Origin of the sequence: Erythrobacter sp. CCH5-A1 (assembly GCF_001557115.1) — a bacterium.
GTDB lineage: Bacteria > Pseudomonadota > Alphaproteobacteria > Sphingomonadales > Sphingomonadaceae > Erythrobacter.
This window is the reverse complement of the sequence record NZ_LSKQ01000202.1, coordinates 43,126-64,065: the sequence shown is the minus strand read 5'-3', so window position 1 is coordinate 64,065 and position 20,940 is coordinate 43,126. Positions and strand designations below refer to the sequence as shown.

Sequence of the window (20,940 nt, the reverse complement as noted above, 5' to 3'; positions counted from 1 at the left end):
GATCAGGCCGAGGGCGGCGGCAGGTGCGCAAGCAGGGCGGCGACGATATCGTCCGCGCTCTTGCCCTCGGCCTCGGCAGCGAAGGAGAGCAGCAGGCGGTGGCGCAGCACCGGGGCGGCAAGGGCGGCGATATCCTCGCGCGTGGCGGCGAACCGGCCGTGGAGCAGCGCCCGCGCCTTGGCGCACAGGACCAGCGCCTGGCCAGCGCGCGGACCCGCACCCCAGCGCACGTAGTCGGCCACCGCGGCGGGCGCTGCCGGATCGCCGGGCCGGGTCGCGCGGACAAGCGTGGTGATCCAGCCGAGCAGGTCTTCGGAGAGGTAAACCTCGCGCACGTCGCGCTGCAGCGCCAGCACGTCTTCGGCCCGCATCACGCAGGGCACCGCCTCGCCCGCTTTGCCGGTGGTCATGGCGAGGATGTCGCGCTCCTCCTCCGCGGTCGGATAGCCGACGCGAACCAGCAGCAGGAAGCGGTCGAGCTGCGCCTCCGGCAGCGGATAGGTCCCCGCCTGTTCGAGCGGGTTCTGCGTCGCCAGCACGAAGAAGGGGCGGGGCAGCTGGTAGGTCTGGCCGCCATAGCTGACGGTCTTCTCCTGCATCGCCTCGAGCAGCGCGGCCTGGGTCTTGGGCGGCGTGCGGTTCATTTCGTCTGCCAGCAGCAGGTTGGTGAACACCGGGCCCTTCTGGAACCGGAAGCTCCGGTGGCCGGTGCCGTGATCCTCCTCCAGCAGCTCGGTGCCGAGGATGTCGCTCGGCATCAGGTCGGGGGTGAACTGCACGCGGCGGAAATCGAGCTCCAGCGCCTCGCCGAGCGTGCGCACCAGCAGCGTCTTGCCGAGGCCGGGAACGCCTTCCAGCAGGCAGTGCCCGCCCGCGAGCAGCCCGATCAGCAATTGCTCCACCACATCGCTCTGCCCGACGATCGCTGTGGCGATCGCGCGCTTCAGCCCGGCGAGGCTCGCCATGCGCTGTTCGATCCCGGCGGCATTCACCGCAACCTCATCTGCCACCTGTTCCAGCCCTTCAATTGCTCAGCGCATACATGACGATGTTCACCCCGAAACGGGTGTTGTCCTCGGCGAGGAAGCGCTTGTTGCGCCAGTCGTAATCCCACTCGCAGCCATAGTCCTTGTTGCTGTAGAGCAAGCCGAGGCGGCCGTTGATGGTAATGCCCTTGAGGTAATCGTGAATGAGGTCATCGCCCCATCCGTTCAGTTCGAAGGAGGTCGCGGGCGGGCCGGTGAACTTGAAGAAGCTCGAATAGAGCGGATGGGTGTTGGGCAGCTTCTTCATCGCCTCCGCGCCGAAGATCCGCGCCATCTGCGCTTCAAAGGATTTGGCGAAGAGCCCGTCGATATCGTGGTTGCAGTCGTCCACGAACACGAAGCCGCCGTTCCGGACGTAGCGTTCGAAATTGCGGCGCTCGGCATCGGAGAATTCGACCGCCTTGTGCCCCGCAAGGTAGCAGAACGGCGCGGAAAGCATCGCCGGATCGGCAAGGGCGACGACGCGCTCTTTGGGGTCGACGCGCAGGGTGGTGTAATCGATCAGCGAGGTGATGAGGTTCGCCGGCATGCGCTGGTCGACGTCCCAGTCGCCCGAATTGTACTTGAGCCGCGTGAACCAGAAATCATAGCCGCCCACAGGACGCTGCGCGGCGCTCGCCAGCGGGCGGGCGAGCAGCGTGCCTGCGAGCCCGCCTGCCAGCAGGCGCAGAAAACCGGCGCGGGTCATGGCTGATCTGCTCACAAATCCCGCGCCCGTTTTTCCTGACCGTCAGACCGCGTCGGACAGCGAGGTGAAGGTGAAGTCCCGGATCTTCATCGGCGGCAGCAGCATCGAGCCGCCCTCGTCCGCCTTGACCCGTACCGAACGGCCCAGCTCCTCGATGTTGTTGAGCATGATCACCGGGCTTTCGTTGAAGCGGAAGTTCTTGATCGGGTACTTGAGCTGGCCGTTCTCGATGTAGAACGTGCCGTCGCGGGTGAGGCCGGTGAGCAGCACGGTCTGCGGGTCGACGAGGCGGATGTACCAGGTGCGGGTCAGCAGGATGCCGCGCTCGGTGCCCGCGATCAGCTCGGAGGTCGACTTGGTGCCGCCGTCCATGATGACGTTGCCCCAGCCGGCCCTTTCCGGCTTGCCCTGCTTCTGCGCCCAGTAGCGCGAATATTCGAGGTTCGCGATCTTGCCGTTCTCGATGATCGGCGCCTTCTCGCGCGGGAGGCCGTCGCCATCCCACGGCAGGGCGGGGACCAGCGGGTGCCAGGGATCGGTGTAGATGTTGACCCGCGGGTCCATCATCTGCTCGCCGATCTTGTTGCCGCCGCCCTGCTTGGACAGGAAACTGCGCCCCTCATCGGCCGAGCGCGCATCGAAGAAGCCCATCATGAAGCTGATGAGCCCCGCCGCGGCTGCGGGTTCGAGGATGACGGTGTACTTGCCCGGCTCCAGCGCCTGCGCATCGACCGAGGCCGCCGCCTTGCGCATCGCAATCTGCACGTCCTTGCCGGCATCGAAGCCGGCGACATCCTGCACATTGGTGCCGACCCAGCCCGACCCGCGTCCGTCCTCGGTGCGCACGGTGCAGGTGAAATCCGCGCTCGTGGATTTCTGGTAGCCGAAATTACCGTTGGAATTGGCGTGGGCGAAGAAGGTCGCGCCGTCTTCGAGGAAGCCGGCCGCCACCAGCGACTTGTCGCGGCACGGCAGGATCGCGGCTTCGGCGATCTTGGCGCGCGCTTCGGGAGTCAGTGCGGCAGTCGCCTCGCTCCAGGTGTTGGTCGCCTTGTAGGTCTGCTTGCCGACCGCGGGCACGAATTCGGGGTTCTCCGGTGCCAGCTTGGCGAGATCCTCCGCGCGGCGCACCACCCGTTCGAGCGAGGCATCGTCGAACTGGTTGATGGACGCGGTGCCGACCCGCTTTCCGAACGCGACCTGCACGCCCAGATCGATGCTGTCGACGATCCCCGAGGTCGAGATATCGTTGCGCGCGAACCGCACGTTGCCTTCTGTGCCGCCGCCGATCTGCGCGCTGCACTCGTCAGCGGTGGAAAAGGCGATGACCTTGTCGAGAATGGCCTTGGCCTGCGCTTCTGTCAGAATGCTCATGTCTTAAGTCTCCTGCGCGCGCTTAACCCAGCGACCGTGCGGTGCTGATGACGTTGATGCCGTCGAACCGGGTGGTCGACGAACCGTGGCTGACCGCCGAAACCTGGCTCGGCTGGCCCTTGCCGTCGAAGAAGGAACCGAACATGCGATAGTCGCTCTCGTCGCAGATCGCCGAACACGCGCCCCAGAATTCGGGGGTGCGCATCTGGTAGGCGACGTCCTCGATCATCGGGCCCAATTTGCCGCCCTTGATCTCGTAGAACACCGTCCCGCCGAACTGCGCGTTGTAGCGCTGCTGGTCGATCGAGAAGGAGCCGCGCCCGGCGATGTAGATGCCGTTGTCGACACCGGCGATCATGTCCTCGGGGCTCATCTTCTCCTTGCCCGGCGCGAGGCTCACATTGGCCATGCGCTGGAACTGCACGGTCGACCAGCTATCGGCATAGCAGCACCCATCGCTCTCGCTCTTGCCGAGGATGTGCGCCTGATCGCGGATGGTCTGGTAGTCGACGAGGATGCCGTCCTTGACCAGATCCCAGCGCTTGGTCTTCACGCCCTCGTCGTCATAGCCGACTGCGCCAAGCGATCCGGGCTGGGTCTTGTCGGCGAACAGGTTGACGATCTCGCTGCCGTATTTGAACCCGGACTCGCGCTTGTCGAGCGTGGCGAAGCTGGTGCCGGCGTAATTCGCCTCGTAGCCCAGCACGCGGTCGAGCTCGAGCGGATGGCCGACGCTTTCGTGGATCGTGAGGCCAAGGTGATTGGGATCGAGCACGAGATCGTACTTGCCAGGCTTCACCGAAGGCGCCTTCAGTTTCTCGCGCGCGTCTCTGGCGGCGGCGATGGCGTCCTCCTTCATGTCGTAGGACTTGCCGTAGGTGGTGAGCCCGTTGGAGAGGACGAACTTGTCCTCGCTCCGGCCGTCCATGTATTCGTAGCCCAGCCCCATCGGTGCCGAAAGCCCCTCGCGCGAGCGGAACTTGCCGGTGGTGGTGTCGACTGCGGTAACGGTGAAGGGCGCCCAGATGCGGTGCACGTCCTGATCGATGTAGGACCCGTCGGTCGAGGCGAAATACTTCTGCTCGTTGACGAGGAACAGCAGCGAATTGACGAAATTCGCACCTGCGCCGAGCGCCGCTTCGTTGACGCTCATGAGCAGGTTCACCTTGTCGGCGATCGGCACCTCCATGGCGTTCTTCTTGATCGGGGTGCGCCAGCTGACCTCGCCCACGCCCGGGGTCGGGGCGAGCTTGACCGGCTGGGCGTTGATCCGGGCATTGGCCTTGGCCATCGCGGTCGCCTGACGGGCGGCCTCGGCGACCGCGTCCTCGGTCATCGTGCCGGTCGCGGCAAAACCCCACGAGCCATCAGCGATCACGCGCACGCCGGTGCCGGTCGATTCGGTGTTGACGATGTTCTCGACATTGCGGTCGCGGGTGATGACGAACTGGCGCAGGTAGCGCCCGACGCGCACGTCGCAATAGCTTGCCCCTGCCGCCGTCGCCGCGCCGAGCGCTGCGTCGGCAAGGCGCTTCTTGACCGCGATGTCGATCCCGTCCTGCAGCTGTTCGGCGGCGATCGCCTTGCCGAAGACGGATGGCGACAGCGTGGCTCCGGCGAAGAACGTACTCAGCGCCAGGAAATCCCTTCGGTCCATTTCTATGCTCCACACCCGGGCCGCCCCTGTCCTTCGGGGGATCCGAAGGCAATCGGGCCATTGATCAGCAGCGGGGGAGACGCGCTGCCGGACGATGCGGCCACGGGCCATAAGCCCGAACGACCGTTCCCGGCACGGCCCTTCCCGTGAGGCCAGCTCCCCCGCTGCGCCATTGCTAGCAGGCCGGAGGGGCAGCGGTCCATGGAGCCGACGAAACGTGACGCTTTTTCGACGAAAGGTTCACCGGGGACCGGCAAGGGCTTTCGCGCCGCCCACGATCAAGGGGATTCCCCATGACATTGCGCGATGATAGGCACGGGCGGCGCTCACAGGGCGGGCATCCGGCCTTTACTCTTGTCTCGTCGAGGTGGGCCGGTTTTTTGGGGGGTATTGTGGACGGCTTCTGGTCATTGTCGCTGCTGGTGTTGGTGCCGGCGCTGCTTGTCGCGATGATCGCCGCACACGAGCTGGCCCTGAGGGTTCACGCCCGGCTGCGCCCGGCGGCCAGCGACAAGGCTGACGCGGCGGGGAGCGACGAGGGGTTCATCCTCTCGGGCGTGCTCGGCCTGCTCGCGCTGTTGATGGGCTTTTCCTTCTCGATGGCGCTCGACCGGCTGGAGGATCGCCGCGAGCTGATGCTCAAGGAGACGAGCGCGGTCGGTTATCTGGCGATGCTTGCCGAGGGCCTGCCGCCGGAACGCGCGGGGCCGCTTCAGGCGGACCTCAAGGCCTATGCCGCAGCGCGGCTCGCCGCGGCGGAGATGGCCGACGGGACAGAGCGCCGCGCGGCCGAAGAGCGGGCAGCAGTCCTGCGCGCGCCGCTCGCGAACAAGGTGCGCGCGGCGATGCGCGAGCTTCCCTCCGGCCCCCTCACCGTGGCGCTGGCAGGGGCTTATGACGCGGTCGAGGACAGCGCGGTGCGGCGCCAGGCGCTCGCCCAGGCGCACCTGCCCGCGCGCGTGCTGTGGCTGCTGGCGGTCTATGCGACGATCTCTGCGGCGATGCTCGGCTATGCGCTCGCCGCGGCGCGGGCACGGCACCGGGTCGCCTCGACCACGCTCTATCTGCTGATCGCGCTCGCTTTCGGCGTGATCCTCGATCTCGACCGGCCGCGCTCGGGCGCGATCACGGTCGACCAGGCGCCGTTCGAGGAGGCGGTTGCGGGGCTCTCGGCCGGTTAGCCCCGCCCCCTTCAGCCGCGCATCGTGCCGTCGGGGTTCAGCGCCACGCTGCGTCCGCTTGCGGCCGAGGCGTAGACCGCCTCCATCAGCCGCAGATCGCGCAGGCCCATCTCGCCCGGGGTGATGACGACCGCGCCCTCGCGCACGGCGGCAGCGAGGTGATCGAGCATCGCGGCGAACTGCACTTCGGGATCGCCCGGCTCCAAGGTGCGGCGCTCGCGCCCGTTCTCGACCACCAGCGTATTGCCGCCATAGCCGGTTGCCGGATGCATCCTGAGCGCGCCCGCAGTCCCGCGCGCCTCGACCATGTTGATCCCGGCCGAATCGTAGGAGGTGACGACCTGCGCCACCGCGCCGGAGGGGAAGTGCATCTGCACCGCGACATGGGCGAAGACCTCGGCAAAGCGCGGGTCGCCCTCAGGCCGGAAGGCGGACGCGCTCAGCCGTTCGGGCATCTCACCCGAGAGGTAGAGCGCGGCTTGCAGCCCGTAGATCCCGTAATCCTCGAGCGGTCCGCCGCCGGTCTGGGCCGCGGCAATGCGCCAGTTGGTGGCAGGTGTGTCTGGCCCGAGGCGGTAGGAATGCTCGGTGCGGATAAGCCGCAAGTCGCCCAGCGCTTTGGTGGCGGTCAGCTCCATCGCGGCGCGGTTGAAGGGTTCGAAATGGCAACGGTAGCCGATCATCAGCTTCCGCTTCGCGCGCTCGCTGGCGGCGATCATCCGCTCGCACTCGGCGGCCGAGAGCGCCATCGGCTTTTCGCACATGACGTGCTTGCCGGCCGCGAAGGCACGCTCAGCCCATTCGGCGTGGAGGCCGGTGGGCAGGATGATGTAGACCGCCTCGACGGCAGGGTTGGCGGCGATTTCGGCGAAGCTTTCGTAGGAATAGCGGGCGCTCGCGGGCACGCCGTAGGCCTCGCCCACCCGCGCGAGCTTGTCGGGATTGCCCGAGACCAGCGCGGCGATATGGCAGCGCTGCGACTGGGCGAAACGCGGCATGATCTGCTTGAGCGCGTAATCGCCCAGCCCGATGATCGCGAAGCCGACGCTGCCCGGGCGCGGCGCGGGCGGGGGCGTGGCGGGAAGCGTAACGCCTTCAGGGAGCGGCTGGCCCTTCGCCACCGCCGCGGGGCCCTTTGCCAACGCGCCGCTTGCCGCCATCGCTGCCGCTGCAGCGGTGCCCGCTTCGATTGCCTGCCTGCGTGTCATGCCTCGCACTCCCATCCGCCCGTCACCTTTCACGCCTCATAACGCCCGTCGACCCGCCTTAGCACCGTGCTCGGCCCGTCGAGCAGCGCCTTTGGGAGAAGTGCGGCAGGCAGGTCCTGGTAGCTGACGGGCCGCAGGAAGCGCGCGATCGCCAGCGTCCCGACCGAGGTGCTGCGCCCGTCGGAGGTGGCGGGGAAGGGGCCGCCGTGAACCATCGCGTGGGTCACCTCGACGCCCGTGGGCCAGGCATTGGCGATGATCCGCCCCGCGCGGTTCTCGAGGATCGGGAGGAGGTTGCGCGCCGCCTCGTGATCTGCGGAAGCCATGTGGAGCGTCGCGGTGAGCTGGCCTTCCATCCCTTCGAGGATCGCCGCAACCTCGGCCAAGTCGGCGCAGGTGACGATGATCGAGGAGGGGCCGAACACTTCGTGGCCGAGCGCCGGGTTGGCCCGGAAGTCCGCACCGCTGACGGTGAAGACCTGCGCCCGCCCGCAGGCGGCAGAGCCATCCGCGCCGGCGCCGACCAGCGTCGCGCCGTGGCCTGCGATCGCTTCGATCCCCTTGGCGTAGGCGCTCTGGATGCCCGCGGTCAGCATGGTTTGCGCGGGCACGGCAGGTAGCGCTGCGCCGACGGCGGCGATGAAGCGCTGCGTCGCCTCGCTCTCGACGGCCAACAAGATGCCCGGATTAGTGCAGAACTGGCCCGCGCCCAGCGACAGCGATCCGACATAGGCGCTCGCCAGCGCCTCGGCGGCTTCCTCGAGCCGGGCGGGCATCAGTACCACCGGATTGACGCTGCTCATCTCGGCATAGACCGGGATCGGCACGGGGCGCGCGGCGGCGTGGCCCATCAGCGCGAGGCCCCCCGCGCGCGAGCCGGTGAAGCCGACCGCAGCGATGCGCGGGTCCTTCACCAGCGCTTCGCCAAGCGCATTGGCGGTGCCGTTGACGAGGCTGAATACCCCCTCGGGCAGGCCCGCCTCGCGCACGGCCTCGAGGATCGCGCCCGCGACCAGTTCCGAGGTGCCGGGGTGCGCCGGATGGCCCTTGACCACGACGCAGCACCCCGCCGCGAGCGCGGAGGCCGTGTCTCCGCCCGCAACCGAGAAGGCCAGCGGGAAGTTCGACGCGCCGAACACGGCCACGGGGCCGAGGGGGACGTTGCGCATCCTCAAATCGGGCTTGGGCAGCGGGGCGCGGTCGGGCTGCGCGTGATCGATGCGCAGACCCTGCCAGCCGCCGTTCTCGACTTCGTCGGCAAACAGGCGCAGCTGGCCCACGGTGCGTCCGCGCTCGCCATTGAGGCGCGCTTCGGGGAGGCCGCTTTCGAGCATGGCGCGTTGGGTGAGCGTGTCGCCCAAAGCGTCGATCTTGTCCGCCATCAGCCGCAGGAACGCGGCGCGCGTCGCAAGGGGGAGCGCAGCATAGGTGCCTTGTGCAGCAGCGGCAGCGGCGCAGGCATCGGCGACATCGGCGGCGGAGCCTTCGGCGAAGGCAGGCTCGAGATCAGCACCGCTCGCCGCCTCGCGCGCAGCAAAGTGGCGCTCGCCTTCGCGCCATGCGCCCGCGATCAGGTTCCGTCCCGTCAACATCATCATTCTCTCCCGCACTTTCGCGAATCTCTTGTGAAAACGACGCTTGCCATAGCGTGATTTTCGGTCAAAGGTAGCGCTAACATGACTGGCATGGGTTGTAACCATGCAAGCGGGGAGAGGGATCTTGGAAGACACACGGGGCAGCGCCAACATGGCGCTGATTTCCGCCATCGTCGCGGTGGCGACCATCGGCGGGTTGCTGTTCGGATATGACAGCGGAGCGGTGAACGGGACTCAGGCGGGGCTGAAGGAAGCCTTCGCGCTTGACGACAAGGGGCTGGGCTTCACGGTCGGCTCGCTGCTGATCGGCTGCGCGGTGGGCGCGTTCCTCGCCGGAAGGCTCGCCGATGCGCTGGGCCGCAAGCGCGTGATGGTGATCGCCGCGCTGCTGTTCCTCGTCGGCGCGATCGTGCAGGGCGAGACGGCGAGCCACATCCTGTTCGTGATCGCGCGCTTTGCCGGCGGCGTGGCGGTGGGCGCGGCCTCGGTGCTCTCGCCGCTCTACATCTCTGAAGTCGCTCCGGCGAAGATCCGCGGGCGGCTGACGACGGTGCAGCAGGTGATGATCATCACCGGACTGACCGCCGCCTTCCTCGTCAACTATTTCCTCGCGCAGGCTGCGGGCGATTCGCTCGGCGACGTCGCCGGCAAGCCCGCATGGCGCTGGATGTACCTCGCACAGGCCGCGCCCGCGGCGGTGTTCCTCGTGGCGCTGCTGTTCATCCCGGAGAGCCCGCGCTACCTCGTCAACCGCGGCCAGGACGACGAGGCGCGCAAGGTGCTGACCCGCCTGTTCGGATCCGATGAAGCCGCGCGCAAGGTGGACGAGATCCGCGCCTCCTTCGCGGGCGACCACCGCCCGCGTCTGTCCGACGTGCTGGCCAAGGGCACGATCTTCCGCCCGATCGTGTGGGCTGGCATCCTGCTTGCGACCTTCCAGCAATTCGTCGGGATCAACGTGATCTTCTATTATGGCGAGACGCTGTGGCGGCTGGCGGGCGTGTCCGAGGAAGTGGCACTGGAGCGCAACATCATCTCCGGCCTCGCCTCGATCGCGGCGGTGTTTGCCGCGCTGGTGCTGATCGACCGGATCGGGAGAAAGCCGCTGCTCCTGATCGGCTCGGCGGGTATGGCGGCGACGCTCGGTGCGATGACCTGGGCCTTTTCGGGTGCGGGCACCGATGCGGCGGGCAACCTCTTGCTGAGCGAAAGCGCGGGCTGGACCGCGCTGGTCGCGGCCAATCTCTACGTCATCTTCTTCAACTTCAGCTGGGGCCCGGTGATGTGGGTGATGCTGGGCGAGATGTTCCCCAACCAGATGCGCGGATCGGCGCTGGCGGTGGCGGGGCTGGCGCAGTGGGGCGCGAACTACGCCGTGGTGCAGACCTTCCCCGACATGGCGAGCGGGCTCGGCCTTGCGCCCACCTACCTGTTCTACACGGTGAGTGCGGCGATCAGCTTCTTCCTCGTGTCGAAGTTCATCACCGAGACGAAGGGCAAGGAACTCGAGGAGATGGTGGGCTGAGCCTTGCGGTGGTAGCGTGGAGGCCATGATGCAAGACGCCCCCAAGCCCGCCAAGGACCCCGTTCGCGTCGTCGTCCTGGGCGGCGGCACCGCCGGGTGGATGACCGCGGCAGGGATCGCCAGGCTGCTCCCCGGCATTGCCTCCGTGCAACTGGTCGAGAGCGAGGAGATTGGCATCGTCGGGGTGGGGGAGGCGACGCTTCCCCACATCCGCGGCTTCGTCGAGAAGCTCGGGATCGACGAGGCAGCCTTCATGAAGGCCACTCACGCAACGTACAAGCTGGGGATCGACTTCCGCGATTTCGGGCGGATCGGGGAAAGCTACATCCACCCCTTCGGCTCTTTCGGCGAGGAGGTGCAGGGGGTGGGCTTCCACCACTGGTGGCTGGAGCTCGCCCGCCACGGCATGGCGCGCGAGATCGGCGATTATTCGCTCGCGGTCGCGGCGGCCAAGGCCAATCGCTTCCGACCGCCCGCGCAAGGGGACGGACTCGCCTCGACCTACGGCTATGCCTACCAGTTCGACGCGACATTGTTCGGCCCCTTCATGCGCGATTTCGCACGCGGCATCGGGGTGGTGCGGCACGAGGGCCGCGTTGTCAGCGTCGAGCGCGATGCGGTCAGCGGCGATGTGGTCGCGCTGGTGCTGGCCGATGGCCGCCGGATCACGGGCGACCTGTTCGTCGATTGCTCGGGCTTCCGCTCGATCCTGCTCGGGCAGGAGCTGGGCGAGGCCTGGGAGGACTGGACGCACTGGCTCCCCTGCGACCGCGCGGCGGCGATGCCCTGCACGCACGCGACGCAAGACCTTCGCCCCTACACCACCGCCACCGCCATGCCCGCCGGCTGGCGCTGGCAGATCCCGCTCCAGCACCGGATGGGCAACGGCTACGTCTTCTCCAGCGCGCATATCAGCGAGGAGCAGGCCTGCGAGGCGATCATCGCGGCCGCCGAGGGCACGCCTCTGGCGACCCCTCGCATCCTGAAATTCCGCCCCGGTCGGCGTTCGCGCTCATGGAGCCACAATGTCATCGGCGTGGGGCTTGCGAGCGGCTTCCTCGAACCGCTGGAATCGACCTCGATCTACCTCGCGCAAATGGCGATCACCTATCTTATCGAGCTGTTCCCTGTGGGCGGCACAGTCGACCCACGCGACCGCGACGAGTTTAACCGGCTGGTCGACATGGAATATGACCGGGTGCGCGATTTCCTGATCCTCCACTACCACGCCACCACGCGCGCCGATTCCGAGTTCTGGAACCATGTGAGGACGATGCGGGTGCCCGATAGCCTCGCGGGCAAGCTCGAGCTGTGGCGGCGCGCGGCGCGGATCGAGAAATACTCAGACGGGCTGTTCTACGATGCCAGCTGGATCGCGGTCTATGTCGGGCAGGGGATGCTGCCCGAGGCCCACGACCCCCGCGCTGCGATCATCGCGCCCGATGCTCTCGCCCGCGCCACCGAGCGCCTGCGCATGGCCGTGGCGGGCGAGGTCGCGACCATGCCCGGCCACCGCGACTACCTGATGCGCGAAGCCGCGCGGCTGGCCGAGGCGGCGTGAGCGCCGCGCGCGAGCCCTTGCGCCGCGTCGTTGTTGCAGGCGGCGGCCAGCTCGGCATCCTCGCCGCCATCGCCCTGCGCCGCGCGTTGCCGGCCTGCGAGGTCGTGGTCGTGGGCGGCGATCCGGGCCCGGCCTCCTTCGCCGATGCCTCGCCCACCGCCATGCCCTTCACCAACAAGCTGCACGACCGGCTGGGGATCGAGGAGGCCGACATTGTCACCCGCGCGGGCGGATCGTACCGGCTGGTCACCCGATATGCGGGCTGGGACGAAAGCGGGCAGGGCGGGGTGGTCGCCTATGGCGAGGCGCTCGATCCCACGTTGAAGACCGCCTTCGCGCGCGACTGGGGCAAGGTGCGACTGCCCGGGGAGGGCGGCCCGCCCGCCGGGAGCCTCGCCGAGGTGCTCGCGGCCGCCGGCCGCTTCGCGCCGCCCCCGCCGGGCGAGCCGACGCCGATCTCCTCGGTCGACTATGCCCTGCGCTGGCACCCGGCCGCCTACCGCGACCTGCTGATCGCCGCCGCCGGGAGCCTCGGCATCGGACATGTGCCGGGGGTGATCGAAGGCGTCGTGCCGGGGGAGGGTGAGGCCATTCGTGCCGTCACGATCGCCGGGCAGGGGGAGATCGCGGCCGATCTGTTCATCGATTGCACCGGACCGCAGGCGGCGCTGCTCGCCAGCCACCCGCGCTTTGCCTTCGCCGATTGGTCGGCGAGCCTGCCCACCCGCCATGTCTATATCGGCGAGCCCACCGCGCCGCTGGTCGCGCTTGAGGACCGCCTCACGCTCACCCGCGCCGGCTGGGTCAGCGAGGTCGCGGGGCTGGACGGGCGGCGCGCGATGCTCGGAACGCCTGCGCCGCTCGCCCGCGCCGACGCCGAAGCTCTGCTCGGCGCGCGGGCCCTGGGGGCCGTCGCGCTCACGCCGGGGCGGGCGGAAGCGCCGTGGCTGGGCAATGTCGTCGCGCTGGGCGATGCGGCGGCGCGCTTCGAACCGCTCGGGCCGCTCCACCTCGACCTCGCCCACCGCCAGCTCGCGCTGCTGATCGAGATGCTGCCCGGCCGCGCCTTCACGCCGCTGGAGCGGGCGGAATACAACCGCCGCTCGGTGCTCATGATGGAGGGGGTGCACGAAATCCTCGCGCTCCATTTTGCCGGCGCTCCGGCACAGGCCGTGTTCGGCGTCCGCCCGCTGCCGGGGCGTCTTTCCGCCGTCATCGACCAGTTCGAACGGCGCGGCCGCATCCCATTCCGCGAGGAGCTGCCGCTGCTGGGGCAGGAACAATTCGCCCTGATGGTGGCGCTCGGCTGGAGCCCCGGACTTCCGCCTGCCGCACAGGCAAGCGATGCCGCCGGGGAAGCGCACGCCCGCGCCGCCTTTGCCGCCGAGGCGGAAGCTGCGCTCGCCTTCGCGCCGCCCTACGAACAGTGGCTCGCGCGCACGCTTCAGGCTAGTCGAGCGCCCGCCGGATAACCGCCTTCATCTGCGCAAACAGCGAGCGCGACGGCGGCCCGAGCACGCCCTTCGCGGGGTCCGGCAAATGCGCCGAGGAACCCTCGAGGTCCCCGAAGGCGTAGTAATCGAGGTTGTGCTTCCACACCGCGCGCTGATCTTCGGGGAGGTGGCGGTAGGCGGCTATGGCGTGGATCAGCGCCTCGTAGGGGCTCACCACGCCATCGGGCTGGCCGGGGTTCCACCAGTAATTGACGAGGATGCTAACCGGCGCGAGCGAATCCACCCCGTGCCACCAGCCATAGGGGATGTAGATCGCGTCCCCCGGCTCGAGCGTGGCGACCTCGGCATGGCGCGCGGCCTCGGCAAAGCGCGGGAACTTGGCGAGATCGGGCGCGGTCGGATCGACCATGCTGACCGGCACGCCTGCCGGGGTCAGCTCGAAGGGCCCGGGATAGAGCCCTGCGATCTGGTCGGGCGGATAGGTGGTGAAGCGCCGCTGTCCGGCAACGCAGCAGGCGACGTTTTCCTTGGCGTCGTAATGCGTGCCGACGCGGATGCGGTTGCCGATCCAGATCCGCGCGGTCACGCCGGGCAGCAGCGCCAGCCGGTTCTCGCGCGCGAAGGCGGGGAGCAGCGGCGCGATTTCCTCGGACTGCACGGCCATCGCGGGCGGCTCGGGCATCGCGGCGGCGCGCAGCAGATCGGCGAGGAAGTTCTCGAGGCGGCCCTGCCCGCGCACGAAATTGAGGCGCATGACATCGGGCGTGTAGAAGAACCGCCCTTTCTCCGACGGCGCTGCTGCGATCGCCGAGACGGGCCGCGTGGTTTGCTCACGGCAGAGATAGCGGACAATCGCCTCGTCGCCCGCGCGCGCGGCGACGACCGCAGGCCAGTCCGCCACCTGTCCGCGAAGCACCACGGGCTTGCCGGCGGCGCGGATCGCGGCGAAGCCGGCGTTGTCGACGGGACCGGCAATCTCCGCCATCGGGCTCGGCGGGGGCAGGGCGGTCATGCGGTGAGGTAATCTTCGGCGGCAATCGCGCCGCCGTTCTGGCGCAGGAATTCACCTTGCGTCGGCAGTTGCGCCACGGTCTGCGCTATCGCCGAGCGGATGTGCGCCAGCCGGGTGCGGGTTTCGGCCGCATCGAGCATCCATGCCGCCGGGTGGTAGCCCTGCGGTGCCACGCCCTGGCTGAGCATCACCGACAGCCAGCTGTCCTCGGTGAACAGCTCGTTGTTCTCGCGGATGATCCGGCCCGAGGAGGTGAACAAGGCGAGCTTTTCCTTCAGGCTGTCGGGCGGGGAGAGATTGCGGCAATAGCGCCAGAACTCGCTGTCGTCGCGCTCGGACTGGCGATAGTGGAGCACCAGAAAATCGCGGATGTTGCGGTATTCGCGGGTCGTCTCGAGGTTGAAGCGGTCGATTTCGGTCTGGCTGAACCCGGTGTCGGGGAAGAGCGCCATCAGCCGCGCTATGCCCGACTGGACGAGGTGGATCGAGGTCGATTCGAGCGGTTCGAGGAAGCCCCCCGCCAGCCCCAGCGCCACCACGTTCTTCTCCCAGGCCCGCGCGCGGTGCCCGGCCTTGAAGGCCAGCTGGTTGGGCTGGGCGAGGGGCTTGCCGTCAAGGTTCGCCAGCAGCAGATCGGTCGCCGCCTGCCGGTCGATGTGCGCAGAGGAGAACACATGCCCGTTGCCGATGCGGTGCTGGAGCGGGATGCGCCATTGCCATCCGGCGGGGCGGGCGGTGGAGCGGGTGAGCGGCTCGTTCGCGCCGCCCAGTTCGCACGGGATTGCCACGGCGCTGTCGCAGGGGAGCCACTTGCTCCAGTCGGTGAAGGGTACGCCCAATGTCTGCCCGAGCAGCAGCGAGCGGAAGCCCGAGCAGTCGATGAACAATTCGCCGGTCACCTCGCGTCCGTCCTCGAGCACCACGCCGGTGACGAAGCCGCTCTCCCCATCCTGCCGAACTTCGGTGATCCGCCCCTCGATCCGCACCGCCCCGGCAGCCTCGGCATAGCCCCGCAGGAAGCGCGCATAGCGGCCCGCGTCGAACTGGAAGGCATAGGACAGCTTCGACATCGGCGAGCGCGGATTGTCGGGGCGCGGCCAGCCGAACTTGCCCGCCTTGGCCGCCACTGCCGCAATCGAATAATCGTCGATCCGCGCGGTCTCGCCAAGGCTCGCGCCGCGCAGGAAGAAGTGGTGGAACTCGATCCCCAGCATGTCGATGCCGAAGCTGCCGAAAGGGTGGACATAGGCATGCCCCGGGCGCAGCCAGTCGACGAATTCGATCCCCAGCTTGTAGGTCGCGCGGGTCTCGCGCATGAACTGCATTTCGTCGAGACCGAGCAGGCGGTTGAATCCGATGATCTGCGGGATGGTCGCCTCGCCGACACCCACCGTGCCGATCGCCTCGCTTTCGACCAGCGTCACGACAAGCCCGGGCATGTCGCCGAGCACGCGCATCATGGCGGCGGCCGTCATCCACCCCGCGGTGCCGCCGCCGACGATGACGATCCTGGCGACGGGCGGCGCGCTCATGCGACAGCCGCCTCGGGCGCGACATGCCAGCTGCCGGACTGACGCAGGAATTCCTCATGGCCCGGCAGCCGCGCGGCGACGTCGGCATAGGCGGCGCGCATCTGCGCCATGGCTGCGGCGACGCGGTTCTCGTCGAGGGTATCGGCGATGGGATCGTGCATCTCGGGCCAGATGTTCTGCCCCAGCATCACCGCCACCCAGCTTGCCTGGGCGAACAGCTCGGCATTCTCGCGGAACACCCGCCCGCGGCGGCGCCACAGGTCGATCTTGCGCGCGAGGCTGTCGGGGATGCTCATGTGCTTCACATAGCGCCAGAATTCGGAGTCCTCGCGCTGCGTGGCCTTGTAGTGGAGGATGATGAAATCGCGCACATCCTCGTAGAGGTCATGCATCCCGCGGTTGTATTCGTCGCGCTCGAGCGGGTTGATCGGCAGGTCGGGGAACAGCGCGAAGAGGCGCTGGAGGCCGTTCTGGATGAGGTGGATCGAGGTCGATTCGAGCGGTTCGATAAAGCCCGAGGAAAGGCCGAGCGCCACGACATTGTGGTTCCACGCCTTGCGCCGCATGCCGGTGAGGAAGCGGATCGCCCGCGGCTCGGCCAGCGGTTCGGTTTCGAGGTTCGCCAGCAGGATATCGCGCGCCTCCTCCTCGCCCATGAAGGCGCTCGAAAAGACATGGCCGTTGCCGGTGCGGTGCTGCAAGGGGATGCGCCATTGCCACCCGGCGCTGTGGGCGGTGGCGCGGGTGAAGGGATCGGGCGGACCGGGCGAGCGGCTGGGCACGGCGAGCGCGCGGTCCATCGGCAGCCAGCGGCTCCAGTCCTCGTAACCTGTCCCGAGCGCCTCCTCGATCAGCAGGCCTCTGAAACCCGAGCAGTCGATGAACAGGTCGCCCGCCACGATAGTGCCGTTCTCGAGCGTGACGCTGGCGACATTGCCCGTCTCGCCGTGGCGGGTGACGTGTGTGATCCGGCCTTCGATCCGGTGCACGCCCTGACGTTCGGACAGGCGGCGCAGGTAGGCGGCATAGAGCCCTGCGTCGAAATGGTAGGCATAGGCGATCTCGCGCACCACCGACTGGGCGCCAGCCGCAGGCCGGGCGAATCGCTGCGCCCGGGCGGCCGCGGTGCTCATCGAATATTCGCCGATGTCGCCAGCCCCTGCGGCTCCGCTACGGGTATGTTCGCGCAGCCACAGCTGGTGGAAGGCAATGCCGTGGAGATCCTGCCCGTAGGTGCCGAAAGGGTGGAAGTAGCGATCGCCGATCCGCCCCCAGTTGACGAATTCGATCCCCAGTTTGCAGGTCCCGCGCGTCTCGCGCAGGAACTCGGCCTCGGGGATGTCGAGCATGGCGTTGAAGCTGCGGATCGGGGGGATCGTCGCCTCGCCCACGCCGACCGTGCCGATGGCGTCGGATTCGATCAGCGTTATCTTGCGCTGCCCGTCATTGAAGTAACGCGAGAGTGCCGCAGCCGCCATCCATCCGGCAGTGCCCCCGCCCACGATCACGACCCGCGCGAGGCGGCCCGCGTTACCGATACCATTGCTCTCTCTCATCCCGTCCCGATCCTATCGCAGCGGGGTGTTGTTGGCAAATTGCCACACTTCCCCTGCAAAGATGCGAAGACCTATTGTCAAGGCGCTCACCCCTCGATAATCCATGCTCCCACAACAGGGCAAGCTATCTGCGAATAAATGATAGCGCTAACATGGGGAGGGATCTTATGCGCACTTCGATGCAGCCGCATGGCCTCGGGCCGGGCGGCCGTCAGCCGTGGTACAAGAGTGTACTGCGCGCCGGGGCTTCCGCTGTCGTGCTCGGCAGCGCGATCGGCGCCAGCGCCGCTTTTGCGCAGGACCAGCAGGCACCCGCCGAGCCCGAGACGCAGGACACCGTCGCCGCCGAAGAGCCGGTCGCCGAAATCATTGTCAGCGGCCTTCGTCAGTCGCTCGCCAACGCGCAGAGCGTGAAGCGCAATTCGGACACCGTGGTCGATGCGATCACCGCGCAGGACATCGGCGCGCTGCCCGACCGTTCCGTGACCGAAGCGCTCCAGCGCGTGCCGGGCGTGGCGATCAACCGTTTCGCCGGCTCGAACGATCCCGACCACTTCTCGGTCGAAGGTTCGGGCGTTGTGGTGCGCGGCCTCAATTTCGTGCGCTCCGAATTCAACGGCCGCTCGGCCTTTGCAGCGGGCGTCGGCGGGCAGGCGCTCAACTTCGCCGACGTGCCGGCCGAACTGCTCGGCTCGGTGATCATCAGCAAGAACGCCACCGCCGAATCCATCGAGGGCGGCTTGGCCGGGACGGTCAACCTCAACACCCGCAAGCCCTTCGACAACAACGGGTTCAAGTTCGCCTTCAGCGGCGAGGCCAATTACGGCGACTTCCGCAAGGAATGGACGCCGACGCTCTCGGGCCTCATCAGCAACACCTGGGACACCGACAAGGGCCGCTTCGGCCTGCTCGCCAGCGCATCCTATTCGCGCATCAAGAGCCGCGCGGACGGGCTTCAGGTCGCCAACTACCAGACCCGTGACGGGCGGCTGGTCAACGCCGCCAACACCGATGGCGTGCGCGTCTGCCGCAACCCGCTGCCGGGGACGACCAACACCGCTCTGCTGCCCCCGGGCGGCTCGGCTTGCGGCGTCTTCGGCGCGGCCGGGGTGGACGGCTTTGCCGACTATGCCACCAGCCGCGTGGCGCCGGTGGGCGGCCAGTTCCGCACCCAGGAGTTCGACCGCGAGCGCTTCGGGATCGCGGCTTCGGCGCAGTTCGAATCGATCGACGGCAAGACCCTGATCACCGCCGAATTCATCCGCTCGGCCTCGACCAACAAGTGGGGCGAATACACCTTCGAGACCGCGCCCGATCTCGCCGAATATTCGACCTATCCGCTCGGCTGCCAGCAGAACGATGCGGGGCCGAACCGGATCAACCCTGATGGGACGAACGGCGATCCGACAGCGCGCGCGCAGTGCCCGATCGGCGGGTTCACCGATTACCTCTATAATGACGCCGGGCTGTTCCAGTCGGGCTACATCGTCAACGCCTCGAACGGCTGGCGCGGCAACCCGGGCACCTCGCCCTTTGTGCCGATCGGCGGCCTCCAGCAGTCGCTCGCCCGCCGTCAGGTCAACGACGAGGTCACCAACGAGGATTACTCGATCAACCTGCGCACCGAACTGACCGACCGCCTGACGGTTGAGCTCGACGCGCAGTATGCGACTTCGCGCAAGCAGAACCTCGACTTCAGCGTGTTCGGCTCGTCCTTCGCCGACCAGGAGCTCGACATCTCGGGTGACCTGCCGGTGATCATTCCGCGCAAGCCGCAGTTCCTCGGCTACACCTGGTCGACTCCCGGCGCCGATCTCGCGAATGCGACCGAAGCGCAGTATTTCACCGATCCGCGCTTCCAGTTCTGGCGCGCGGCGATGGACCACATCGAAGATTCGACCGGCACGCAATATGCCTTCCAGGCCGATTTCGGCTACGAGTTCGATGACGACGCCTTCATCCGGAAGGCCAAGTGGGGCGCGCGCTATCAGGACCGCGACCAGACTGTCCGCTACACCACCTATAACTGGGGCATGCTGAGCGAGACCTGGTCGGGCGATCGTCCGGTCAACTTTGCCGACACGCCGACCGACCTTTCGCAGCGCTACGATTTCCCGAACTTCTTCCGCGGCAAGGTCCCTGGCCCTCCGGGTGCCTTCTACTACGCCGGCGATCTTGTCGGCGATTACGAGGGCGCGGTGGCCGACTTCCAGTCGATCCAGAACCGTGCGCGTGCGCTTGGTGCCTCGCCGACCTGGCTGCCGGCCGCAGGGCGCCAGAACGCGATTGCGGGCACGCCCTATCTGCCCGCCGAAATCCAGCCGATCGCCCAGCAGGATTCGGCCGCCTATTTGCAGCTCGATTTCGGCACCGACGCCTTGTTCGGTGGCGGCATCCGCATGTCGGGCAATATCGGGGTGCGCTACGTCAACACCTCGATCCGCTCGCAGGGCTCGATCGGCGTGCCGAGCCGTCAGGCGCTCAACATCCTGGAGCCCTTCTCGGTGCGCTGCGCCGCGGTGGTGCCGCCAGGGGCGCCTCCGGGCACCCAGCCGCAGGTGCCCGGCGGCGTCTGCAACCTCGGCGCTGCGGGCTATGCCCAGCTCCAGACCTTCGCGGGCGACGGGGTGACCACGCTCGACGTCGCCAATGTCAGCTACGATTTCTGGCTGCCGAGCCTCAACCTGAAGTTTGGCGTGACCGACGAGGTCATCCTGCGCTTTGCCGCCTCGAAGGTGCTGACGCGGCCGGACAACTCCTACGTCCGCAACTTCGTCAACATCGGTCTGGGCGGCAGCGGCGAGCTGACCGCGGAAGCGGGTAACCCCTTCATCCGTCCGGCGACGGCATGGCAGTTCGACCTCACTGCCGAATGGTACTTCGACACGGTCGGGTCCTTGACCTTCAATGCCTTCTACAAGGACATCAAGGACTTCTTCTACCAGCAGATCACCAACCGGCAGATCACCAGCAACGGGATCACGCGCGATGTGCTGGTGCGGGGGCCTGCCAACTTCGACCAGAACGGCAAGATCAAAGGCTTCGAGCTCGCCTACCAGCAGACCTACGACTTCCTGCCCAAGCCGTTCGACGGACTGGGGGTGGCCGCCAACTACACCTATATCGAGAGCGAGGGCCTGCCCAACACCTTCCTCAACACGGGCGAGCCGGTCAATCCGTCGACCATCCCGCCGGGCAACCTGCCGCTCGAACAGCTCTCCAAGCACAACGTCAACGCGACGATCTTCTACGAGAAGGGGCCGATCAGCATGCGGGCCGCCTATAACTGGCGCTCGCGCTTCCTGCTGACCCCGGCGGACGTGATCTTCCCGTTCTACTCGATCTTCAACGAGGCGACCGGGCAGCTCGATGCGTCGATCTTCTTCAACGTGACGAAGAGCATCCGGGTCGGCGTGCAAGGCGTGAACCTGCTCGACGAGGTGACCAAGACCACGCAGGCCTATACCGGCGATCCGGGCGTGCTGGCGCCGCGTTCGTTCTTCATGAACGACCGCCGCTTCTCCTTCATCGTGCGCGGCAACTTCTAGCAC

Annotated in this window: 14 protein-coding genes; 5 read left to right on the top strand and 9 right to left on the bottom strand. The window is 67.7% G+C overall.

Annotated elements, in window-relative coordinates; translation table 11 throughout:
- Nucleotides 1–2: 2 nt before the first annotated feature.
- The 4 genes from AX708_RS12150 to AX708_RS12135 are packed head-to-tail and all read right to left on the bottom strand — an operon-like array spanning nt 3 to nt 4,765.
- Nucleotides 3–977, bottom strand: coding sequence for a MoxR family ATPase (locus AX708_RS12150; protein WP_199797145.1), 975 nt, complete (start codon nt 975–977; stop codon nt 3–5).
- Nucleotides 978–1,023: 46 nt separating this feature from the next.
- Complete coding sequence (locus tag AX708_RS12145) at nt 1,024–1,734, bottom strand: DUF4159 domain-containing protein (protein ID WP_066524958.1); 711 nt, start codon at nt 1,732–1,734, stop codon at nt 1,024–1,026.
- 42 nt (nt 1,735–1,776) lie between these two features.
- Nucleotides 1,777–3,108 (bottom strand): TldD/PmbA family protein, encoded by a 1,332-nt coding sequence (locus AX708_RS12140; protein ID WP_066524956.1) that lies wholly within the window; start codon nt 3,106–3,108, stop codon nt 1,777–1,779.
- Between the two features lie 22 nt (nt 3,109–3,130).
- On the bottom strand, nt 3,131–4,765 hold the full coding sequence (locus tag AX708_RS12135; protein ID WP_066524954.1) for a TldD/PmbA family protein: 1,635 nt from the start codon (nt 4,763–4,765) through the stop codon (nt 3,131–3,133).
- 392 nt (nt 4,766–5,157) lie between these two features.
- Here AX708_RS12135 and AX708_RS12130 point away from each other — a divergent pair, with 392 nt between their 5' ends.
- Complete coding sequence (locus AX708_RS12130; RefSeq protein WP_066524952.1) at nt 5,158–5,946, top strand: hypothetical protein; 789 nt, start codon at nt 5,158–5,160, stop codon at nt 5,944–5,946.
- 11 nt (nt 5,947–5,957) lie between these two features.
- Here AX708_RS12130 and AX708_RS12125 read toward each other — a convergent pair whose 3' ends face one another.
- Both AX708_RS12125 and AX708_RS12120 read right to left on the bottom strand, forming a co-directional pair.
- Nucleotides 5,958–7,154 (bottom strand): Gfo/Idh/MocA family protein, encoded by a 1,197-nt coding sequence (locus AX708_RS12125; protein ID WP_197425819.1) that lies wholly within the window; start codon nt 7,152–7,154, stop codon nt 5,958–5,960.
- A gap of 29 nt (nt 7,155–7,183) precedes the next feature.
- Complete coding sequence (locus AX708_RS12120; protein ID WP_197426389.1) at nt 7,184–8,746, bottom strand: aldehyde dehydrogenase (NADP(+)); 1,563 nt, start codon at nt 8,744–8,746, stop codon at nt 7,184–7,186.
- Between the two features lie 124 nt (nt 8,747–8,870).
- On the opposite strand from AX708_RS12120, the gene AX708_RS12115 reads away from it, so the two are divergent.
- Genes AX708_RS12115 through AX708_RS12105 form a run of 3 tightly spaced genes read left to right on the top strand, consistent with a single transcriptional unit; the run spans nt 8,871 to nt 13,307 of the window.
- Nucleotides 8,871–10,274, top strand: coding sequence for a sugar porter family MFS transporter (locus AX708_RS12115; RefSeq protein ID WP_369815620.1), 1,404 nt, complete (start codon nt 8,871–8,873; stop codon nt 10,272–10,274).
- 28 nt (nt 10,275–10,302) lie between these two features.
- Nucleotides 10,303–11,835 (top strand): tryptophan halogenase family protein, encoded by a 1,533-nt coding sequence (locus tag AX708_RS12110; RefSeq protein WP_066525050.1) that lies wholly within the window; start codon nt 10,303–10,305, stop codon nt 11,833–11,835.
- The gene (locus tag AX708_RS12105; protein WP_066524942.1) at nt 11,832–13,307 is read left to right on the top strand and encodes a tryptophan 7-halogenase; all 1,476 of its coding nucleotides are present in this window, start codon (nt 11,832–11,834) and stop codon (nt 13,305–13,307) included. The genes AX708_RS12110 and AX708_RS12105 overlap by 4 nt, the downstream gene beginning before the upstream one ends.
- Here the strand turns inward: AX708_RS12105 and AX708_RS12100 are convergent.
- The 3 genes from AX708_RS12100 to AX708_RS12090 are packed head-to-tail and all read right to left on the bottom strand — an operon-like array spanning nt 13,285 to nt 17,389.
- Nucleotides 13,285–14,301 (bottom strand): cupin-like domain-containing protein, encoded by a 1,017-nt coding sequence (locus AX708_RS12100; RefSeq protein WP_066524940.1) that lies wholly within the window; start codon nt 14,299–14,301, stop codon nt 13,285–13,287. The two genes, AX708_RS12105 and AX708_RS12100, sit on opposite strands and share 23 nt — an antisense overlap.
- Nucleotides 14,298–15,833 carry a tryptophan halogenase family protein gene (locus AX708_RS12095; protein WP_066524937.1) on the bottom strand — a complete coding sequence of 512 codons (1,536 nt, stop codon included), beginning with the start codon at nt 15,831–15,833 and terminating at the stop codon, nt 14,298–14,300. Before AX708_RS12095 ends, AX708_RS12100 begins: the two co-directional genes overlap by 4 nt.
- Nucleotides 15,830–17,389, bottom strand: a complete 1,560-nt coding sequence (locus AX708_RS12090) for a tryptophan halogenase family protein (protein WP_066524935.1) — start codon at nt 17,387–17,389, stop codon at nt 15,830–15,832. Before AX708_RS12090 ends, AX708_RS12095 begins: the two co-directional genes overlap by 4 nt.
- Nucleotides 17,390–17,556: 167 nt before the next feature.
- Here AX708_RS12090 and AX708_RS12085 point away from each other — a divergent pair, with 167 nt between their 5' ends.
- Nucleotides 17,557–20,937 carry a TonB-dependent receptor gene (locus AX708_RS12085; protein WP_197425818.1) on the top strand — a complete coding sequence of 1,127 codons (3,381 nt, stop codon included), beginning with the start codon at nt 17,557–17,559 and terminating at the stop codon, nt 20,935–20,937.
- Nucleotides 20,938–20,940 lie beyond the last annotated feature (3 nt).

Excerpts from the sequence above, each read along its gene's own strand:
- AX708_RS12145 (WP_066524958.1), bottom strand. The coding sequence starts at position 1,734 with ATGACCCGCGCCGGTTTTCTGCGCCTGCTGGCAGGCGGGCTCGCAGGC.
- AX708_RS12140 (WP_066524956.1), bottom strand. The coding sequence starts at position 3,108 with ATGAGCATTCTGACAGAAGCGCAGGCCAAGGCCATTCTCGACAAGGTC.
- AX708_RS12135 (WP_066524954.1), bottom strand. The coding sequence starts at position 4,765 with ATGGACCGAAGGGATTTCCTGGCGCTGAGTACGTTCTTCGCCGGAGCC.
- AX708_RS12125 (WP_197425819.1), bottom strand. The coding sequence starts at position 7,154 with ATGACACGCAGGCAGGCAATCGAAGCGGGCACCGCTGCAGCGGCAGCG.
- AX708_RS12120 (WP_197426389.1), bottom strand. The coding sequence starts at position 8,746 with ATGTTGACGGGACGGAACCTGATCGCGGGCGCATGGCGCGAAGGCGAG.
- AX708_RS12110 (WP_066525050.1), top strand. The coding sequence starts at position 10,303 with ATGCAAGACGCCCCCAAGCCCGCCAAGGACCCCGTTCGCGTCGTCGTC.
- AX708_RS12100 (WP_066524940.1), bottom strand. The coding sequence starts at position 14,301 with ATGACCGCCCTGCCCCCGCCGAGCCCGATGGCGGAGATTGCCGGTCCC.
- AX708_RS12095 (WP_066524937.1), bottom strand. The coding sequence starts at position 15,833 with ATGAGCGCGCCGCCCGTCGCCAGGATCGTCATCGTCGGCGGCGGCACC.
- AX708_RS12090 (WP_066524935.1), bottom strand. The coding sequence starts at position 17,389 with ATGAGAGAGAGCAATGGTATCGGTAACGCGGGCCGCCTCGCGCGGGTC.
- AX708_RS12085 (WP_197425818.1), top strand. The coding sequence starts at position 17,557 with ATGCGCACTTCGATGCAGCCGCATGGCCTCGGGCCGGGCGGCCGTCAG.